The sequence below is a fragment of the Corynebacterium sp. TUM25020 genome (genome assembly GCF_056388495.1).
This window is the reverse complement of record NZ_JBWJFG010000005.1, coordinates 71,128-89,227: the sequence shown is the minus strand read 5'-3', so window position 1 is coordinate 89,227 and position 18,100 is coordinate 71,128. Positions and strand designations below refer to the sequence as shown.

Annotated in this window: 14 protein-coding genes; 8 read left to right on the top strand and 6 right to left on the bottom strand. The window is 60.0% G+C overall.

Features of this window, described 5'->3' with window-relative positions; all coding sequences use genetic code 11:
* The first annotated feature begins 11 nt into the window (after positions 1 to 11).
* Positions 12 to 1,025, top strand: coding sequence for a bile acid:sodium symporter family protein (locus AC05K6_RS07455; RefSeq protein WP_448307891.1), 1,014 nt, complete (start codon positions 12 to 14; stop codon positions 1,023 to 1,025).
* Positions 1,026 to 1,047: 22 nt separating this feature from the next.
* Here AC05K6_RS07455 and AC05K6_RS07450 read toward each other — a convergent pair whose 3' ends face one another.
* Genes AC05K6_RS07450 through AC05K6_RS07430 form a run of 5 tightly spaced genes read right to left on the bottom strand, consistent with a single transcriptional unit; the run spans position 1,048 to position 5,105 of the window.
* Positions 1,048 to 1,608, bottom strand: coding sequence for an NUDIX hydrolase (locus AC05K6_RS07450; RefSeq protein ID WP_293792068.1), 561 nt, complete (start codon positions 1,606 to 1,608; stop codon positions 1,048 to 1,050).
* Positions 1,609 to 1,656: 48 nt separating this feature from the next.
* Positions 1,657 to 2,034, bottom strand: a complete 378-nt coding sequence (locus tag AC05K6_RS07445; RefSeq protein ID WP_293792069.1) for a branched-chain amino acid transporter permease — start codon at positions 2,032 to 2,034, stop codon at positions 1,657 to 1,659.
* The gene (locus AC05K6_RS07440; protein ID WP_476728214.1) at positions 2,035 to 2,802 is read right to left on the bottom strand and encodes an AzlC family ABC transporter permease; all 768 of its coding nucleotides are present in this window, start codon (positions 2,800 to 2,802) and stop codon (positions 2,035 to 2,037) included.
* Positions 2,803 to 3,567, bottom strand: coding sequence for a hypothetical protein (locus AC05K6_RS07435; RefSeq protein WP_476728213.1), 765 nt, complete (start codon positions 3,565 to 3,567; stop codon positions 2,803 to 2,805).
* 53 nt (positions 3,568 to 3,620) lie between these two features.
* A complete protein-coding gene (locus AC05K6_RS07430; protein WP_476728233.1) occupies positions 3,621 to 5,105 on the bottom strand; it encodes a CCA tRNA nucleotidyltransferase in 1,485 nt (494 codons plus the stop codon).
* Positions 5,106 to 5,624: 519 nt separating this feature from the next.
* Between AC05K6_RS07430 and AC05K6_RS07425 the strand changes: the two genes are divergently transcribed.
* The 7 genes from AC05K6_RS07425 to AC05K6_RS07395 all read left to right on the top strand — a co-directional run bounded on the left by AC05K6_RS07425 (position 5,625) and on the right by AC05K6_RS07395 (position 17,128).
* Positions 5,625 to 6,434, top strand: coding sequence for an NUDIX hydrolase (locus AC05K6_RS07425; RefSeq protein WP_476728212.1), 810 nt, complete (start codon positions 5,625 to 5,627; stop codon positions 6,432 to 6,434).
* An 86-nt stretch (positions 6,435 to 6,520) separates the two neighbouring features.
* Positions 6,521 to 9,412, top strand: coding sequence for a hypothetical protein (locus AC05K6_RS07420; protein WP_476728211.1), 2,892 nt, complete (start codon positions 6,521 to 6,523; stop codon positions 9,410 to 9,412).
* Between the two features lie 53 nt (positions 9,413 to 9,465).
* On the top strand, positions 9,466 to 13,422 hold the full coding sequence (locus tag AC05K6_RS07415) for a murein biosynthesis integral membrane protein MurJ (RefSeq protein WP_476728210.1): 3,957 nt from the start codon (positions 9,466 to 9,468) through the stop codon (positions 13,420 to 13,422).
* 143 nt (positions 13,423 to 13,565) lie between these two features.
* Positions 13,566 to 14,228, top strand: a complete 663-nt coding sequence (locus tag AC05K6_RS07410; RefSeq protein ID WP_448307899.1) for an RNA polymerase sigma factor — start codon at positions 13,566 to 13,568, stop codon at positions 14,226 to 14,228.
* Positions 14,229 to 14,266: 38 nt separating this feature from the next.
* The gene (trxB, locus tag AC05K6_RS07405; protein WP_473963791.1) at positions 14,267 to 15,274 is read left to right on the top strand and encodes a thioredoxin-disulfide reductase; all 1,008 of its coding nucleotides are present in this window, start codon (positions 14,267 to 14,269) and stop codon (positions 15,272 to 15,274) included.
* Positions 15,275 to 15,397: 123 nt separating this feature from the next.
* On the top strand, positions 15,398 to 15,721 hold the full coding sequence (trxA, locus tag AC05K6_RS07400) for a thioredoxin (protein WP_448307901.1): 324 nt from the start codon (positions 15,398 to 15,400) through the stop codon (positions 15,719 to 15,721).
* Between the two features lie 219 nt (positions 15,722 to 15,940).
* Positions 15,941 to 17,128, top strand: coding sequence for an N-acetylmuramoyl-L-alanine amidase (locus tag AC05K6_RS07395; protein WP_476728209.1), 1,188 nt, complete (start codon positions 15,941 to 15,943; stop codon positions 17,126 to 17,128).
* Here the strand turns inward: AC05K6_RS07395 and AC05K6_RS07390 are convergent.
* Positions 17,102 to 17,989: a hypothetical protein gene (locus AC05K6_RS07390; RefSeq protein WP_476728208.1), complete on the bottom strand. Its 888-nt coding sequence runs from the start codon at positions 17,987 to 17,989 to the stop codon at positions 17,102 to 17,104. The genes AC05K6_RS07395 and AC05K6_RS07390 overlap by 27 nt on opposite strands.
* Positions 17,990 to 18,100 lie beyond the last annotated feature (111 nt).

Genomic DNA, 18,100 nt, shown 5'->3' with positions numbered 1-18,100 from the left:
TATAGAGACACATGGCAGAAAAACTTCCGCTGTGGCAGCGCATCATCAATTACCGGCCAGACTTCCTCATTATCCTGATCGTCATCGCGGTCATGGCCGCGGTGATTGTGCCCGTGCGCGGCGAGGCCGCGGATGTCGCAAGTGTCTTGACGAAGATTGCCATCGCCTTCCTATTCTTTCTCTATGGCGCACGGCTTTCCCCACAAGAAGCGCTCAAGGGTCTGCTGCATTGGCGACTGCACCTGCTGATCATGGCGTTCACTTTCGTGGTCTTCCCACTCATCGGCGTAGCCATGATGCCGCTCAAGGGAATTGTCGGAAATGAGCTCTACCTGGGGATTCTCTTCTGTACCCTGGTGCCGTCGACGGTGCAGTCCTCAGTCGCATTCACCAGCATCGCGCGAGGCCACGTCGCCGCCTCGATCGTCGCAGCGAGCGTCTCTAGCCTGCTAGGTGTTCTATTCACACCGCTGCTAGTGCTGTTACTGATGTCTTCTTCGGACGGTTTTCATATTGACGCCAGCACTTTCCTGGACATCGGCGTGCAACTGCTGCTGCCTTTTGCCATTGGCCAGCTCTTGCGCAGGTGGGTGTACAAGTTTGCGGCGTCAAAGGCGACGAAAAAGGTGGATCAGATTTCCATCGGCCTGGTGGTGTACGTCAGCTTCTCGGAGGGCATTGTCTCCGGCGTGTGGGGCTCCGTCAGCTGGCTTACCATCGTTGGCTTGGTAGTGGGCTCCATCGCGCTGGTTCACGTGATGCTCGGGATTACCAGCTTCACCTCCCGAAAGTTGGGCTTCGACTATGCAGACCAGGTAGCTATTCAGTTCGCTGGCACCAAGAAGTCCCTGGCCTCCGGGCTACCGATGGCGGCAGTGATGTTCGGGGGAGCAAGCCTTGGCATGATGATCCTGCCGCTGATGATCTTCCACCAGGTGCAGCTTGTGATCTGCTCCATGCGCGCCAGTTCCTATGCCACGCGGTTCCCAGAGGGAGGGCAAACCGTCGGCGCGCACACCTGGTAAAGCGGAGAACTTCACGGCATAGCTATTCCGGTTTCTGCAGCCGCTTTACATATCCCATGCGCGGACGGAACCCGGCAGGGTGCTTCATCTGCGCCACCGCATCGGCCACAACCAGGCGGAAGCGCGGCTGCATCGGGGGCATTTGCGAGATCGAATACCAGCCAACCTGGGTGGACTCGTCGTCGCCAACCACTGGTTCGTCGTTGAACTCGCCGGTCTCGGGGTCGGGGATGACCGTGCAGCGCACGGTGGTATCCACATAACTCGTCACATCCCCGTTGGGATACTCGATCGGCCCAACTTGCCCCACGCCCAGCAACGCATCGACCTGCACATTTAGACCGGTTTCCTCCCGCACCTCGCGGATCGCCGCAAGATGGGGCTCTTCACGCGGATCAACAATGCCAGTCACGGGCGTCCACTGCCCGTCGTCGGCGCGCTTGACCAGCAGCACCTCTGGCACAGCCCATATTGGTGCATCCTCCGGGACGTCACGGATGACAATGGCCGTCACACCCGGCAGCCACAGCTCATCGTGGCCGATTTTCTTGCGCAGTTCGACGATAAATTCTGGGGTCGGCATGGGCGCTATTCTACGGTGCTGGGGCGGCAGGCGACGGGGGAGGGGGCGTCAAAAAACAAGGTTAACCAGGACTAGATACAGCACCGTGCCTAAAAGAATCGACAAAGTTGTCGAACGGCGCCAGAGATGCAAGGCGACGGTGAAAACCAGGGCGATGCCGACCGCCGTCAGTCCGCCCGGCGCGCTGGCCTGGCCGGAGACGGTGTAGATGACGAGGAGAGTCATCACGCCGACGGGCATTGCCAAGCCAAGCCATGTAACGAGGTCAGACTCGCGGAAGAAACGGAGGGCGGCGAAAGGCAGACCGCGGAGGGCAAGGGTCACCAGGAAGATTGCACCGAGGATCGCCAGGGTGGGTCCCAGCTGCACCCCTTCGGGCAGTCCAGCGGCGGCTAACAATTGCACAGTAGGCACGGGCTCAGCCATCTACTCGACCTCCCGGGACAGGACGTTATCCGCGCCGACCTTCAGCCGCAAAGCACGATCCAAGGGCGGGCACACGAAACGCACGATGAGGCTGAGGAAGTACAGGCTCATGCCAATCACCAGCATGTTGTCAGGTGAGATCAGCAGGCCCACGGCGCCACACAATACGGCCACAATCGGCAGGGAGAGATCCTTGAAGCTCACGAAAGCTTCAATCACCAAGACCGTGAACAGGGCGATCAGCGCAAATTCCATGCCCTGGATCTCGAAGGGAAGAGCGCTTCCGAACAAGGCTCCAACCAGGCCACCGCCGACCCAGCCGACCTGCAGCAGACTCTGCACTGCCAGCACGCGAGCCGTCGACCACCGCGCATCGCGCCGGGCTGCGAGGATCGCATACGTCTCGTCCGTCAGTGCATAGATGCCATATGCCTTAGCCAACCACCCACGCACATGGGCTATGGGGTAGTTCAGAGCGTAGAAGGCATGGCGAAAGTTCACCAAAAATCCGTATAGCGCTGCGCTCAGCGGACCCACACCGCCCGTGACCAGTGAGACAGCCAAGAACTCCATCGAGCCCGCGTAGATGACGAATGAGAAAATCGGCGTCCACCACCATGCAAAGCCGACCTGCGTAATCAGCAGGCCAAAGGCCAGACCCAGCGGCACCATGCCCAAGGCGACCGGCCAGGCGTCGGCGATCCCGGCGCGCCAGTCGCGGTGCGGGTTGCGGCGGTGCACGCTACGGTGCGAGTTGTCTGCGCCCATTTAATTACGCTCTGGGTGGCTCGCCCATGTCACGAACAGGTTGTCGGGGAAGGGGCGCTGCTTCATCAATTGACGCCACGTCTCCGCAGGTCTTTCCGTGAAAACATCCTCGGCGGTTGCGGCCTGCACACCAACGAGCCCGGCATCCACCCAATTACGCAAGTCCTGCATATCCAGCTGCACATAGCTATGGAAAAGCCTTAAGCCCCGCAGCATGGAGGGGTCCACGTGGCCAACGACCTCCGCGACTTGTTCATCCACGCTCGGCGCTTCTTCGGCAGTGCTGACCAGCAGAAATTGGCCGCGCTTTCCGAAACGCGTGGGGGCGGAGGCGGTGGTGGCGTCAAGTTCCAAACGATCCACATCTAGCAGGCCAACCGCGAGCACAACAGGTTCGTTGTTGCCGCCAATGAAGAAAACCTTTGGCTTGGTGAGCTTGTCTGCGAGAGCGGGGAGGTGATTGGCGGCGGCTTCGCTACTCATGAGGCCTAACTGGACTGCCACGATGGTGCCGCCAGCATCTTCAGAGTCGCCCTGGACCTCCAACACCAGCAGTGCATCCGCGCCAGGCAATCCCGGTTCGGCCAGCACCCCCGGCGCATTGCCGAAGACGGACATGTATTTCTGCAGGTTCTCGGCGGTTGCGTCGATAGATTCGACGTATCCTGCGGGATCCACGACGGTGGCCGGGGATTGGAAGATAACGTCCCCGGGTTGCACGTCGAACGGCAGGTTGGCGTTCAGTTCTTGCTGGTCAGCGTTCACGTCTGCGATCTGCCTTTCTGGGCTTAGTCATTCTGCGCTCAGTCATTGTGCGCTCAGTCATTCTGCGCAGCCCACCATTCCTGCAGTGCGGCGACGGCGTCGTCATGATCCATCGGCCCGCGATCCAACCGCAGCTCCTTCAGGTACGCCCACGCCTTGCCCACATCAGGGCCGGGTTTGAGGTTCAGGATCTGCATGATCTCGTTGCCGTCCAAGTCGGGGCGGACGGCGGCGAGGTCCTCTTGTTCCTGCAGCTGTTCAATGCGCTTTTCCAAGTTATCGTAGGTGCGCTGCAGCCTCTGGGCTTTCCGCTGGTTTCGGGTTGTGCAGTCCGCACGGACCAGCAAGTGCAGCAGCGGCAGCAGTTCGCCTGCGTCGTTGACGTAACGGCGCACCGCCGAGTCAGTCCAGGTGGATTCGTTGTTATCCTTTTCGCCCGCGCCGCGTGGGGCGTCCTGGTTTTGGCCTTTGCCCTGGTTATCTGCGTAACCGTGGAAACGCATATGCAGGAACACCAGCTGTCCAATGTCTTGGACATGCTGCTTGGAGTACTTGAGCTTCCGCAGGCGACGTCGGGTGATGCGCGCGCCAACGACCTCGTGTTGGTGGAAGGTCACCGCCCCAGATTCGGTAAAAGCCCTGGTATCCGGCTTGCCAATGTCATGCAGCAATGCCGCCATGCGCAGTTCCAGCGAAGGCTCCAGGCCGCGTTCCGCCTCCAGATTCACGGCGTTGCGCAGCACCTTTAGCGAATGCCAGTAGACGTCCTTGTGCTGGCGGTGCTCGTCCTGCGTGAGCTTCAACGCAGGCAGTTCCGGTAGCACGTGGTCAGCCAGCCCAGTCTCGACCATTAGATCCAGGCCCACCCACGGCGCGGCCCCGAGCATCAGCTTGTTCAGTTCCACAGCCACACGCTCGACGGTGATGCGGTTTATCTGCTCGCTCATCGCCGTCATCGCTTGCTGTACTCGTTTGGTGACGCCAAACTCCAGCTGCGAGACGAACCGGCATGCGCGGAGCATACGCAGTGGGTCGTCGTTGAAACTGATCTCTGGGCTGTCCGGGGTGTCTAGCACTCCGGCCTGCAGGTCTTCGAGTCCGTTCAGGGGGTCGCGGAGCTGGTGGTTGCCGTCGGGGGAAAGCTCCAGTGCGATGGCGTTGGCACGGAAGTCCCGGCGGATGAGGTCTCCGTCGAGGCTGTCGCCGAAGGATACTTCGGGGTTGCGGGACTGGCCGTCATACTGGTCGGCGCGGAAGGTGGTGATCTCTAGGATCTGACCCTTGACCAGTGCAGATACCGTGCCGTATTCAATACCCGTGTCCCATACGGTTTCTGCCCGCGGCGTGACGATATCGACGATTGCCTGCGGCCGGGCGTCGGTAGTGAAGTCCAGGTCGTGGGAGAGGCGCCCCAGCAGGGCGTCGCGCACCGACCCGCCGACGAGATAGAGGCTATGCCCGGCCTCGTTGAAGGCCTGCGTAAGTGGCAGCAGGTCGCGGTCGAGCGCGCGCAGGGAGGTGAAGGCCTCCTGCAGCATGCCGTCGATGGTTCGCTGATTTGCTGCGGTATCGGCTGGCTGTTCCTGTTGTGCCGGGTGTGTCGAGTATGTCCGGTGTGTCAGCTTTGCCTGATGGGCTGGCTGTTCCTGTTGTGCTGAACCGGTCTGTGCACCCGACTGCACAGGACGCTTGCTGGAAGGGGAGTGGGCGGGGTTTGTCACGCTGCCAGATTCTACTAGCCCGCGGTACGGAGCCAACCAGCCCCTAGCTTCCACACCTCACAAGTCCCAAAGCAGTCCCACAACAGCCCCAAAGCGAGTCCCAAAGCGAGTCCCAGATGTCGCTAGATCAGGAATGTGAAAGCCGGAATCCGGATCTCCAAAAATTCACAGCTCTCTGACCTGCACTAATGCAAGGTCGACATTGGTTGTCAATAACAGATTCCCGTTCTAACGACATTTGGCCTCACTGTTGACCACCCAGCCTGCGGATACCTCTCCATCGCTGGTTACATATTCAGTTCCACATTGTGCAGTTAACCGGCTATCGTTATCAGAATGAGTGGAAACGACAGCACCGGAAACGGCACGCCCCGCCGCCGGCGCCGCCGTTCAAGAAGAAGGTCGCGCTCCGGCGGCGGCCAAAGCCAAAACCAAAGCCAAAACCAAGGCCAAAACAACCGCAATAACCAGGGCAAAGGCTCCAATAACAACCAGCCAAATAACAGCCAGCCCAACAGAAACCAGCCCAGCAAAAACAAAAACAAGGGCAAAGGCAAAAACCAGTCGCGACGCGGACGTGGCTCCGGGTCCAACAACCGTCGCCACAACTCAAGGCCTAATTCCTTCGACGAGCACTCCAACCTGCCGACTTCCGTGGAAACCTCCGCGGGCGGCCTCGTGCTCTCTGGCCTGGCCGAAGCTGTGCAACCCAACGGCGACGTCGACTTTTCTTCGATTTACGTAGCTCTGATCGGCCGTCTAGATCGCCGGGGCAGGTTGCTGTGGTCCATGCCAAAGGGCCACATTGAGCCGGACGAATCCCAGCACGCCACCGCCGAACGCGAAGTGTGGGAGGAAACAGGCGTCGCCGGCAAGGTCATCGCAGACCTTGGAACCATCGACTATTGGTTCGTGTCTGAAGGCATCCGCATCCACAAAACCGTCCACCACCACCTGCTCCGCTATGTCGATGGTGACCTCAATGACGAGGATCCCGAGGTCACCGAGGTCCGCTGGTTGCCGGTCAACCGCCTGATCGAACACCTTGCGTATGCTGACGAGCGTCGCCTTGCCCGGCAGGCCTTCGATAGCCTGGCGGATCTCGCCCGCGCAGAGGCCGACGCTGGCCGTGCCACGCCACGCTAAAGAATCGACAAGGTCGGACTGCTAGAACTAGTAGTACTGAATAGAAGTACTTAAGTAAGCATGTAATCGTGCAAAAGGTGAGCGCAATGTCTAGATTCCCCCACGCCTGCATGGCGTTTGGTGTCTCTGTCGCGCTCTGCGGACTCTCCGCCCTCCCGGTCGCCCCGGCAGTTGCGAACCCTATTTCTGACGCCACCTCGGCTCCCGCCACCCACACCTCAGCCCAAGGCGCCGAATCTGCAGCCCAAGGAGCGGACTCCGCGAACCGGTCACAACCCACCACCGCCCCGGATCCGATGAACCCCGAGGCTCGCGACGATACCTACTGGGCCAATCCGCTGGCCCGTGCGACAGACCCGCAACAGGACGTGAACCTGGAGATCACAGGTATCGACACCGCTCCAGCCGATCAAACCAACCCAAGTGCGTCGAGCAATCCCAACAGCTCCGCCAACCAGATCTACACCCTGCGCATCCGCAATGACCGCTCGCACGCCCTGAGCAACCTCTCGCTCACGCTGTACTACCGCACGGCTGCTACCGCCGCCGAAGTCCGCGTCGCACAGCTCGCTAACCAGGGCGAATACTCCCTCAGCAGCCAGCCTTTACAACTCGAAGGCACCCTCAGCCCCGGCGAGACTCGCGAAATCAAGATCTCGTTGCCTGTCGGAAAAGCTGCAGGAGAGGCTGGATCCGCTGATTCTGATGACGCCTCCTCGGCTCAACCGCTCAGCATTCCCGCAGACGCTTTTCGTGAACCCGGCGCTTATCCCCTGTTGTTTAGCCTAAGTGGTCAGGATACGAACCCGGAAGCTGCCAACGAAGGGGGTGTGCAGTACCTGGCGGTGGCGCGCACCACTCTTAGCGTGGGGGCGTCAAAAAGAACGGAGGAACAGCCCAGCTCTCCGGTGACCGTCGTGTATCCGCTGGCCGGGCCTACGTATATGGCGGCCGGACAGACGGGTGACGCGCCCAAGCGCCGGCCCGCGTTTGTCACAAAGGACGTGCTGGCCAAGGAGGTCGCCGAGGGTGGCAGACTGCGTGGCCTGCTGGATGCCTACCGTGAAGCGAAGTCGAAGAAACTCAAGCAGGCGACGTGTATTGCGATCGATCCGGAGCTGCTGGATACCGTGAACCGGCTGGCAGAGGGTTACTTCGTGGGCGAGCGCACACCCGACCCGGTAGAGGAACAGAAACGTCTGCGCGACTCCTGGGACGAGATTTTAGGCGGCAAAGACATCAACGCCCAGCACATGCCCGGCAATGCAGATGCGAAGAAATGGATTGCTGACCTGCGGGAAGTCGTGCAGGGAAACTGCTCGGTGGCATTGCCCTATGCGGGGGCTGACATTAACGCTTTGGGACGGGTCAATTCTGACTGGCTCCGAGTGCGTGGGCTCGGCATGGGTGCCGGGGTAATCCAACGAATCCTGGGTGTGGTGCCGACGCAGAACGTGGTGATTCCCGATGCTGGCTACGTGTCCCCGGAGGCGCAGAAGATTCTGGCGGCGGGCATCAGCAAGTCGCCGGAAGGCGCGCAGCCTGTGGAGTCCGACGAATCGCGACGCTTTGAGCAGACCGTGCAAGGCGAACCGGCTATTCCATCTGCTGGGCATGTCACTGCGCTGGTGGCGGAGAATACCGTCAACGTCGAGTCCCCGGCGTTGCCGCCGGAGGCAACGTCCGCGGCTGACCCGAACCAGCCCGACCAGTCCAGCCAGCCCGACCAGCCCGACCAGCCCGGCCAGCAGCCCAACGAACACCAGCAGCCGAGCGCCGAGGACAATGCTTGGAACCACCGCCTGGTAAATCTTCCCGGCGCGACCCTCAAGAGTGGGAGTACCTCTGCTACCGCCACCGCCCTGACGTATTCCGCGGATCTTGGCACGGTACTCAAGGCACTGGGCGAGCACCCGGATGTTGCGGCTTATTCAAACCCTGAGCTGCGCTTTAACCTCAGCGACGACAGTTCCGCTTCCCGTCTCGCCACGGCTCAGGCTGTGCTGGATCTGGAACTCGACTCCGGGCGCCCCACCTTGGCCGTCCCGCCCGCTGCATGGTCCGTCAATAAGACCCAAGCAGCCGGCTTCCTACAGACGATCAGCCAGCATCTGGAGAACAGCTCTGCTCGTCCCGCGCCGCTGCCGGAGGCCGTACGACCCCGGGGTATCGACATTGCCCGGGTGGCTTCTGGCACCACGACGGTGCCATACACCGACCCTGGCGAGTACTCTTCGCCATATCTCGACACCCTGACGGATGCGACCCGCAAGCTGCGGGAGCTAACGCTTTTTATGCAGAACGATTCCGCCATTGCGCTGACCCGCGAGGGCTTCACCAGCCCATTATTTGCCGATTTGCTGCGTGGCGTAACCACTTATCGCAAGCGTGAACGCCACTATGCCGAAGTGCAGCGTGGGGAACTCAGCACCAAGCTAGGTCGTGTGGAGCAGGTCACCACGCAATTGCGCCGTTCGATCTCTCTGCTGCCACCAGGCAACGTCTTCACCCGCACCTCCGATTCCTCACCGTTGCTTGTCGTTGCGCGCAACGGACTGCCCCTGCCTGTGACGGCCGAGGTTGATTATCGTTCTGACGCCAACACGGATGTCACCGTTCATGTGGATTCCACGGCCTCGCCGATGATCCCGGCGAAGGGCTCCATCACTTGGTCGCTGACCACAGATATCGCGGACACATCCCAGCAGGTCAACCTCTCTTTATGGTTGGCGACGACGAAACAGGACGGAACTGCGGATCTGCAGGAGGGCACCCGCATTTCAGATCCTGTGGAGCTGCGCGTGCAGTCCGTCCCCGGTCTTTCCACGCGTAGCGTAGCGATCATCGGCATTCTCCTACTGGGCATCGGCATGGCGGGCAAGTTCTTGTGGAATCGCCGCAGCGGACGGGGCGGAGGAGATCTCAGCCCTAAGCCGCTGGAACGCGTTGCTCGCCCAGTAGAGGGCGAACAAAACTAGACACGCCCACTTCTCCGTTAGGCAATATACGGCTGGTGCATAAAGATGGAGTAGTGACTTCTGAGCAAGAGAGGGAAGACCTACCAGCTAGCCCCTCGGCTGGGCAACGTGGACGTTTCCGCGCAACCCAGCCGCCGGCGCTAGCGCCGAAGAAAGACCGCGCTAAGACTGATGTGTCGGCGGGCGGAGACGGGGCGTCACAAAGCTCCACAGAGGTAAACCCGACCTCCGCTAGTGGCCACGGCGATGTTGCCATGGTTGGTGACCAAGCATCCGGTGCCCACAATGCGGCAGCCGTTGGCGATAGCAACCCGGCCGCAGGCAGCACGGTGAGTGCAACGACCGAGCGCGAAACCAGCCTTCGCACTGCCACAAGCGGCGGCGACCACAGCAGCGACCACAGTAACGACAACAGCGGCAACTACGGTGGCAACGAAAGTGGTGAGCAGGGCAGCGGGCACAGCAACGGGCAGGCCAGCGATCAGAACGATAAGCAAAGTGACGAGCAGATCGTACGCGCTGGCGGCTCTATGGCGATTGCAACGCTGATTAGCCGCATCACGGGCTTCCTGCGCACGGTATTCATTGCCTCGGCGCTGGGTGGCGCGGTGGCCAGTGCGTTCAACACCGCCAACACGCTGCCGAACCTGGTGACCGAGCTGGTTCTCGGTGCCGTGTTGACCTCGCTGGTGGTGCCAGTGCTGGTGCGCGCCGAGAAGGAGGACGCGGATCGCGGCGAGGCCTTCATACGAAGACTTTTGACGCTTACGTTCTCACTGACCGTTGTCATTACCTTGGTCTCCGTGGCGTGTGCACCACTGCTGGTGCGCATGAGTCTGGATTCCGAGGGCCATGTAAATGTCGGCATGTCCACGGCATTTGCCTACCTGGTACTGCCGCAGATCATGTTCTACGCGATGTTCGCGGTGTTCATGGCGATCCTCAATACCAAGGGAGTGTTCAAACCCGGCGCGTGGGCGCCTGTGGTGAACAACGTGGTCACACTCGCGGTGCTGGGACTGTATATGTTCCTGCCGCGGGACACGAAACTGCAGCCGACGGACAATGTGACCATCACGGATCCACACGTCCTGCTGCTGGGCCTGGGCACCACTGCGGGTGTGGTCATGCAGGCACTGATCATGGTGCCTTTCCTGCGCAAGGCCGGCATTAACCTGCGCCCCCTGTGGGGTATCGACGAGCGCCTGAAGTCCTTCGGCGGCATGGCCATCGCCATCGTCGTGTACGTGGCTATCTCCCAGGTCGGCTGGCTGCTCAACAACCGCATCGCCTCCGATACATGGGAGGTCGCGCCGACAATCTACATGCAGGCCTGGCAGCTACTGCAGATGCCCTACGGCGTGATCGGCGTAACGCTACTTACGGCTGTGATGCCGCGCCTGTCCCGCAATGCGGCGGAGGGCGACGACAAGGCTGTGGTGCGCGACCTAACTGTCGCCTCGAAGCTAACGATGCTGGCAATGGTGCCGATCATCGTGTTCTTCACTTGCTTCGGCACGCTGATTTCCGCGGCACTTTTTGCGTATAAGGAGTTCTCGCTGGATGACGCGAACGTGTTGGGCTGGACCATCAGCTTCTCCGCGTTCACCTTGATTCCCTATGCACTGGTTTTGCTGCACCTGCGCGTGTTCTATGCCCGCGAGGAAGTCTGGACGCCGACCTTCATCATCGCCGGAATTACCGTAACGAAGCTGGCCTTCGCCTACATTGCCCCACAGATCGCCACCGAACCTCGCTTGGTCGTGGTGCTGCTGGGTGCGGCCAACGGCCTGGGCTTCATGGCCGGTGCCATTATTGGCGATCGCCTGCTGCGGCGTTCACTAGGTGATCTACAGTTCCGCAAGGTGACGATGACGGTGCTGTGGGCGCTGGGTTCCTCGCTGGTCGGTGCTCTGATCGCCTGGCGCGTAGATGTGGTGCTGGCGCGCTACGCATTCCAGACACTAGCTAACCCCTGGTTTGTTGTCCGCCTGTTTATCGCTGGTGTGCTGTTCCTCGGTGTTACCGGGTTGATCCTCGTGCGCGCCCCACTGCCAGAGATTCAAACTCTGGTGGGGGCTCTGTCGCGCATTCCGGGGTTGTCTCGGGTTCTTCCTTCTCGACGCCCACTCCCCAGCGACGAACAATCCACCGTCGAGGCTGGTCCCCGTCGTCTCTCGCCTCAAGAACTGGCTGCCCGCGAGGCCATTGCTCTGGACCACATGATGGCGGGCGTGGCGCTCCCACCATTGGCAGCTGGCCGGGTGCGCGGCCCACGCCTGGTACCGGGTGCGCCGCTGCTGGAAGGCCGCTACCGTCTGCTGGCCGACCACGGAGGCTGGTCCGCCGCCCGCTTCTGGCAGGGGCGCGAACTGGCGACGGGCGACATTGTGGGTCTCACGATCATGGATCCGGTGGCCTTTGCCCGTTCGCAGGTGGAACCCGGAGTATCCGTGCCTGTAAACGGCCCGGCAGTGGCCCACGCAAAGGACGAAATGCTGCGTCGCTCGGCCAAGCTCAAGCAGTTCGATGCGCCGGGCATGGCGCAGGTCAATCGTGTCATCGACTACGGCAATCTGGTTGTCATCGTTTCCAGTTGGGTACAGGGCTCGCCTCTGACGAAGGTGGCGGAGAGCCAGCCGGAGCCGCTGGCCGCAGCTTTCGCCGTAGCCTCTCTGGCAGATGCTGCCGCACAGGCGGAGGCCAGTGGCACTGCGTTGGGCTTGGATCACCGCGATCGTGTGCGCATCGGCACTGATGGAGCAGCCGTCCTGGCCTTTCCGGGTGTTCTGCCCCACGATGACACGGCACAGGATGCCCACGGCGTGGCCGTCGCACTGCGACTGCTGCTTGAGCATGTCCCGTATGAACAAGTACCGGAGGAGCTCACCCGTATCTACAAGAAGATCCACGAATTCGATGGAGAGAAGGTCGAACCGGAGGATCTGCAAAAGGCTGCGAAGAGCCTGCGAGACCTGAAGTCGGGTCAGCTGGCGATCCAGGAAGATCAAACCCCGGATCCAAGTGCTCGTTCTGGTTTCGGCGCCGAGGGCAACCGTCCGGTCGGCATGGCTGCTGCGGCGGCTATCGCTTTCATCTCCGTCGTCATCATCGCTGCTTTGGTCGCAGCAGTGGTCAGTGTCGTCGGCGGCGACCGCAAGGATTCGCCGTTGTCCACCGACTCGCTGCGTCAGGGTGCGCAGGCCGTGCGTGGCGTGGATCCTGCGGATGTCCCTTTGAGCAAGCCGCTCGAGTGGCTCCCCGCCGATGTGGACTGGCCGCTGGATCGACCGGACTTGGCGCGCCTGATTACCGACGGAGATCCGGAGACGTTCTGGCAGTCCAACCCCGCAACTGTGCAGCTCGGAGGCGAGCCTGGCACCACTAAGCCTGGAATCGGACTGCTTATGACGCTGCCAGAGGGCACCGCCCTGTCGCAGGTTCAGCTGCGCGGTCTGACCCGCGGAACCACCATGGAACTGCGATTGGCGACCGCCGACAGCAACGGCAAGTTGGCGTCTCTGGATCAGACTCAGCTGCTCAAGACCGTGAAGGCAGATTCTGCCGACATGACCGTGAACCTCGCCGGTACTGGCAGCGCCAGCGATTCCAACTGGGGCGCGGGTAATACGAGCCGTGGCGCAGATGGTGCAGATGGTAACGACACCGGAGCATCTGCCGCAGCGGGGGAGGGCGATGGCAACGAGAATGAAAACGAAGAGAGCAATCGAGAAAAAGGTAAGTACGATACCGACAAGGTCAGCGCAGCAAAGGGCAATCGCCTGCTGATCTGGATTACGGGGCTGCCGCTTCCGAAGCCCGCGACGATCAGTGAGGTTTCCGCCGCCGGCAACTGGCTCGACCAGGCGACTTCCGACGAGGATTCCAGCGCTACTCAGCCGACCCAGCCCTCAGAGCAGCGCCAGCCGGCACAGCCAAAACCGTCGGCACAGCCGGCACAGCCGGCACAGTCACGCCAGCCCGCGCAGTCGATTCAACCCGTCGGCTGACCTGCACTGTGGCTGAGCCAAACCCATAGCGCATAGCGGCGCCCACCTCAACTGTGAAGTTCACAATGAGGTCGGCGCCGTTTGCAGTTATCCACAGGTTCAGTTCTTTGCCCCCACACTTCATTCAGCACAGAATAAAGTGTGTGACACGGGGGCGGCACGGCTCCGACGTCATACTAAGGGGGAAGATGATGCAGGGGGCGTCACCAAGAAAAACGGCTCATAAACGGCCAACAGAGCAAACCGACCACGAGCTACTACGCGGACATAACGAGGGGCAACCCGGCGCATTTCGTGAACTGATCGACCGCCACCAGCGCACGCTGTGGTGGGCTCTTCGACGGGTGAATGTGCCCGAAGCCCATCAAATGGACGTTTACCAGGAGGGGTTGTTGCGAGTGCACCGCTTTGCCTCGCGCTTTAGTGGAAAACGTTCAGCGAGCGTGAGCACGTGGATGGCCACGATTATGCGCAACGCAGCACTGTCTTACATGCAGCGCTATAACCGTGAGGCCCAACCGGGGCGGGAGGACTTCAGTGAGCGGACGCGGACGCTGCCGGCGCTAGGAGCGCGGGAAGAAGCAACGGTCGCACGGCTGGATGTGCACCGCAGCCTGCGACAGCTATCCCCCGAGATGCGCGACGTGGTGGTACTGACGGAGATCCGGGGACTCAGTGAGGCTCACGCAGCAGCACAGCTAGGCATTCCAATCGGCACCGTGAAATCACGAAAGAACCGCGCGAAGCGGATGATGTGTGAACATCTCGGTGGGGCAGAGGAATACGGAATGGCCGCAGCCGGTTAGACTGGGGTGAACGACATCTTCGACCTCAAAGGATAATCATGAACCAGCCATTCCTGCAGGCCAGCGGTATTCTCAATAGCGATTCAACGGAGGCCGCGAGCGCGGACGCCGGCACCCAGAGTGCGGGCCAGGTTCATGACGTCATCATTATCGGGTCAGGACCCGCAGGCTACACCGCGGCAGTGTACGCAGCGCGTGCCGAGCTGAACCCGGTTGTGTTTGAAGGCGTGGAGTACGGCGGTTTGCTGATGCAGACCACCGAGGTGGAGAACTTCCCCGGCTTCCAGAAGGGCATTATGGGCCCGGATCTTATGGAGGAAATGCGCGCACAGGCCGAGCGCTTCGGTGCTGATCTGCGCCAGGAGGAGGTCGAGAAGGTCGACCTTTCCGGCGAGATCAAGAAGGTGTGGGTCTACGGGGAGGAGTACCAGGCTCGCGCGGTGATTCTGGCTACCGGTGCCGCCCCGCGCTATCTGAACGTTCCCGGCGAGCAGGAGCTGCTGGGGCGCGGTGTATCCGCCTGCGCAACCTGCGATGGTTTCTTCTTCAAGGACAAGCAGATCGCTGTGATCGGTGGTGGCGATTCCGCGATGGAGGAAGCCGACTTCCTTACAAAGTTCGGCGAAAGCGTGACTATCATCCACCGTCGCGATGAATTCCGCGCCTCCAAGATCATGGAGGAGCGCGCCCGTAACAATCCGAAGATCAAGTTCCTGACCAACGCCAAGGTCGTAGAGGTTAAGGGCGACAAGAGCGTAGAAACACTCGTTGTGGAGGATACGCAAACCGGAGAGCGTACGGACGTGCCAATGGATGCGATGTTCGTTGCAATCGGCCACGACCCGCGCACGACGGTCTTCGAAGGCCAGGTGGAACTACAGGACAATGGCTATGTGAAGGTCGAGGAGCCTTCCACCCGCACCAGCCTGCCCGGTGTGTTCGCCGCTGGTGACCTGGTGGATTCCCATTACCAGCAGGCCATTACCGCGGCTGGCTCCGGCTGCCGCGCCGCCCTGGATGCCGAGGCATATCTCGCAGCCCAGTAACGGAACGGTCACATTCGGTCACCTTTAGGTAAATTCCACCGTCTGCGCATAGGATATTTACACGTTGAAGGGTAACCTCCAACCTAATGAGAATGTGCCTCAACCAGGAGTTTTGTCACTCTTATGTCCGAGATTGTGAACGTTACCCAAGCCACCTTCAAGTCCGAGGTAGTGGAATCTAGCCAACCCGTTCTGGTCGACTTTTGGGCCGAATGGTGCCGCCCTTGCCTAGCCATGACGCCCATTCTCGACGAACTGGCGGCTGAGTTCGATGGCAAGGCCACAATTGCCAAGGTCAATATTGATGATGAGCGCATGCTGGGCGCCATGTTCCAGGTGATGTCGATTCCGGCTCTCTTAGTGTTCAAGGATGGCAAGAAGGTCGCCGAGTTTAGTGGCGCCCAAGATAGAGACACTCTTCGAGCTGCCATCGAGAAACAACTTTAAACACGCCTGACCTGCCTATAAGGCAGATTGGCGCAATAGACCCTAGAATTGCACCTATGGCTCGACTCTATTCGCAGGGGAATGCGGTAGTGATCTAGATCACAATAAGAGTGGGCGAGAACAAGGCGAGATCAATACCTCGTCGCACATAACTTAGAACAGCGCTAAGGGTGCTCGACCAGCACCAAAGAGCTTTAGAGAATTGGAGTGTTGAGCCCAGTGGATCGTTTGCTTCTCCACGTCGGAGACCGCAGTCCGCGCGTCGCTGAGGTACGCGGTACCTTGGCACGCTTGGGACTGCTGGAAGGGTACGCGGGGGACGCGACCGGTAGCAAAGCACAGCGCTGGACTAGTGAAGAAGAGGTGTTTGACGAGGTTCTGGCTGAAGCGCTTCGAGCGTTTCAGCAGCAGCGTGGAATCATCGCAGACGGTGCCATTACCCCAGGCACCCTGCGTGCCCTTCGAGAAGCCTCCTACACCTTAGGCGCTCGAGTGCTTTCCCTGCAGAGCAATCAATTTGTCGGCGACGATGTTGCGCAGCTGCAAACACAGCTTCACGACCTCGGCTTTTATACGAGCCGTATCGATGGTCACTTCGGCCCGCGCACGCATTCCGCCGTTGTCAATTATCAGCTGAACTACGGTCTGACTAACGATGGCGTGGTGGGGCCCGACACGCTACGTGCCCTGTCCTATCTAGGACGACGCATTACCGGCGGTTCCCCGCAATCGATCCGGGAAAAGGAACAGATCCGTTCTGCCGGACCCCAACTCACGGGCAAGCGAGTTGTGATTGATCCTGGTCTTGGTGGCGCTGACAAAGGCTATATCGTCGATGGTCCTTATGGGCAGATCTCCGAGGAGGAGATCCTTTGGGACCTTGCGGGCAGGGTAGAAGGGCGCATGATTGCCGCTGGAATGGAGACTATTCTGTCTCGGCCACGATCGGCTAATCCAACGAATCAGGATCGTGCGAACATCGCAAATGCTTTTGGCGCAGATGTCATGATTAGCCTGCGTACCGATATTTACCCTAATGAGAAAGCCAACGGTGCAGCCTCCTTTTACTTTGGTTCGCTGACTGGCTATTCGTCCATGGTGGGTGAAAAGCTCTCCGGTTTTATCCAGCGCGAGATCGTTGCCCGCACCTCATTGCAGAATTGCTACAACCACGGGCAGACGTGGGATATCTTGCGTCTGACGAGTATGCCAACTGTGCAAGTTGTGCCAGGCTATTTGACCAGCCCTCGCGACATGAAGATCCTCAGTGATCCCGCCATGCGTGACACCATCGCTGAAGCGATCGTTGTGGCTGTAAAGCGCCTTTACCTATTGGATAAAGATGTCCACGAGACGGGCACGTTTAGCTTTGTTGAGCTTCTACAGGAAGAGCTTCCGCAGAAGTAGGTTCCCCATTGGGCCAGGTGCTTGTTTGCCTCCGATTACGGTAGATAGCTTTTCAGGTCCATTTACCCTTGCATGATCCTCTTCTGCGAAGTCGCTAAACAAGGAATTATTTCCATTGATTTCAAAGCGATAGCGGGGGAAACGCCGATGGTGTTTTACCACTTTGAAGCCCTCCGCTTCCAATATGTCTTCGGAGAGCATGGGAGCAATATCTAGAACGTCTTCATCCGCGGCGTCATGTACTTCGGCAGCCGCTTCCCATCCCCGATAGGACTCCGGAACATACTTCAGGGATTCTAGGGCGCTGTATTCGCCCTCTTTGTCACCAGCTTGATCGTACTGGCGGCTTACACCTCCTCGATCCGTCTCCGTCACCGAAGCACTGCCCAATTGCCTCGCAAGATCTTCGTCAAAGTCCTCTACACGAGCAAAAGCCTCGACGGCTTTCACGCCACGCCTGTGGGCCTCCGTAATCACCGTATCGATTAGCTGGTGTTCCAGGTAGAGACCCATGTATGGGAGGGCTACATGAACCGTACTCAGCAAGATTGCATCGGGTGAAATTGGCCCAGTTGGAAACTTGGAGATGCCCTGCATATACCGCGCAGGGGCAAAGAACACGGTCGCTGCAGGCACAGAGTGCGTACCCGCGTCTCCAGTGCCCACAAACGCCGTATAGCCGCAGATTCCCCATTCCATCATGACGTTATGCAGCCATAGTTGCTTGTCAAAAATCGGATCGCAGTTTTCATTCCCCTTCCTGCCGTAGTCAGCTGGGAACGGCCAAAAAGTCGATATAGCAGCACCTGATTCTAGATCCTCGGAACGCTGAGGGGTTATGGCGCGGATACTTACTTCCACATCTTTTCCTTTCAGCGTTCAGACGATCAATGATGCGCAAGCTGCAGGGTCCTTACTTTCCATAAATCCGAAGGATCCAACAACGTGAATCCTATAGCGCTCATCCCACGG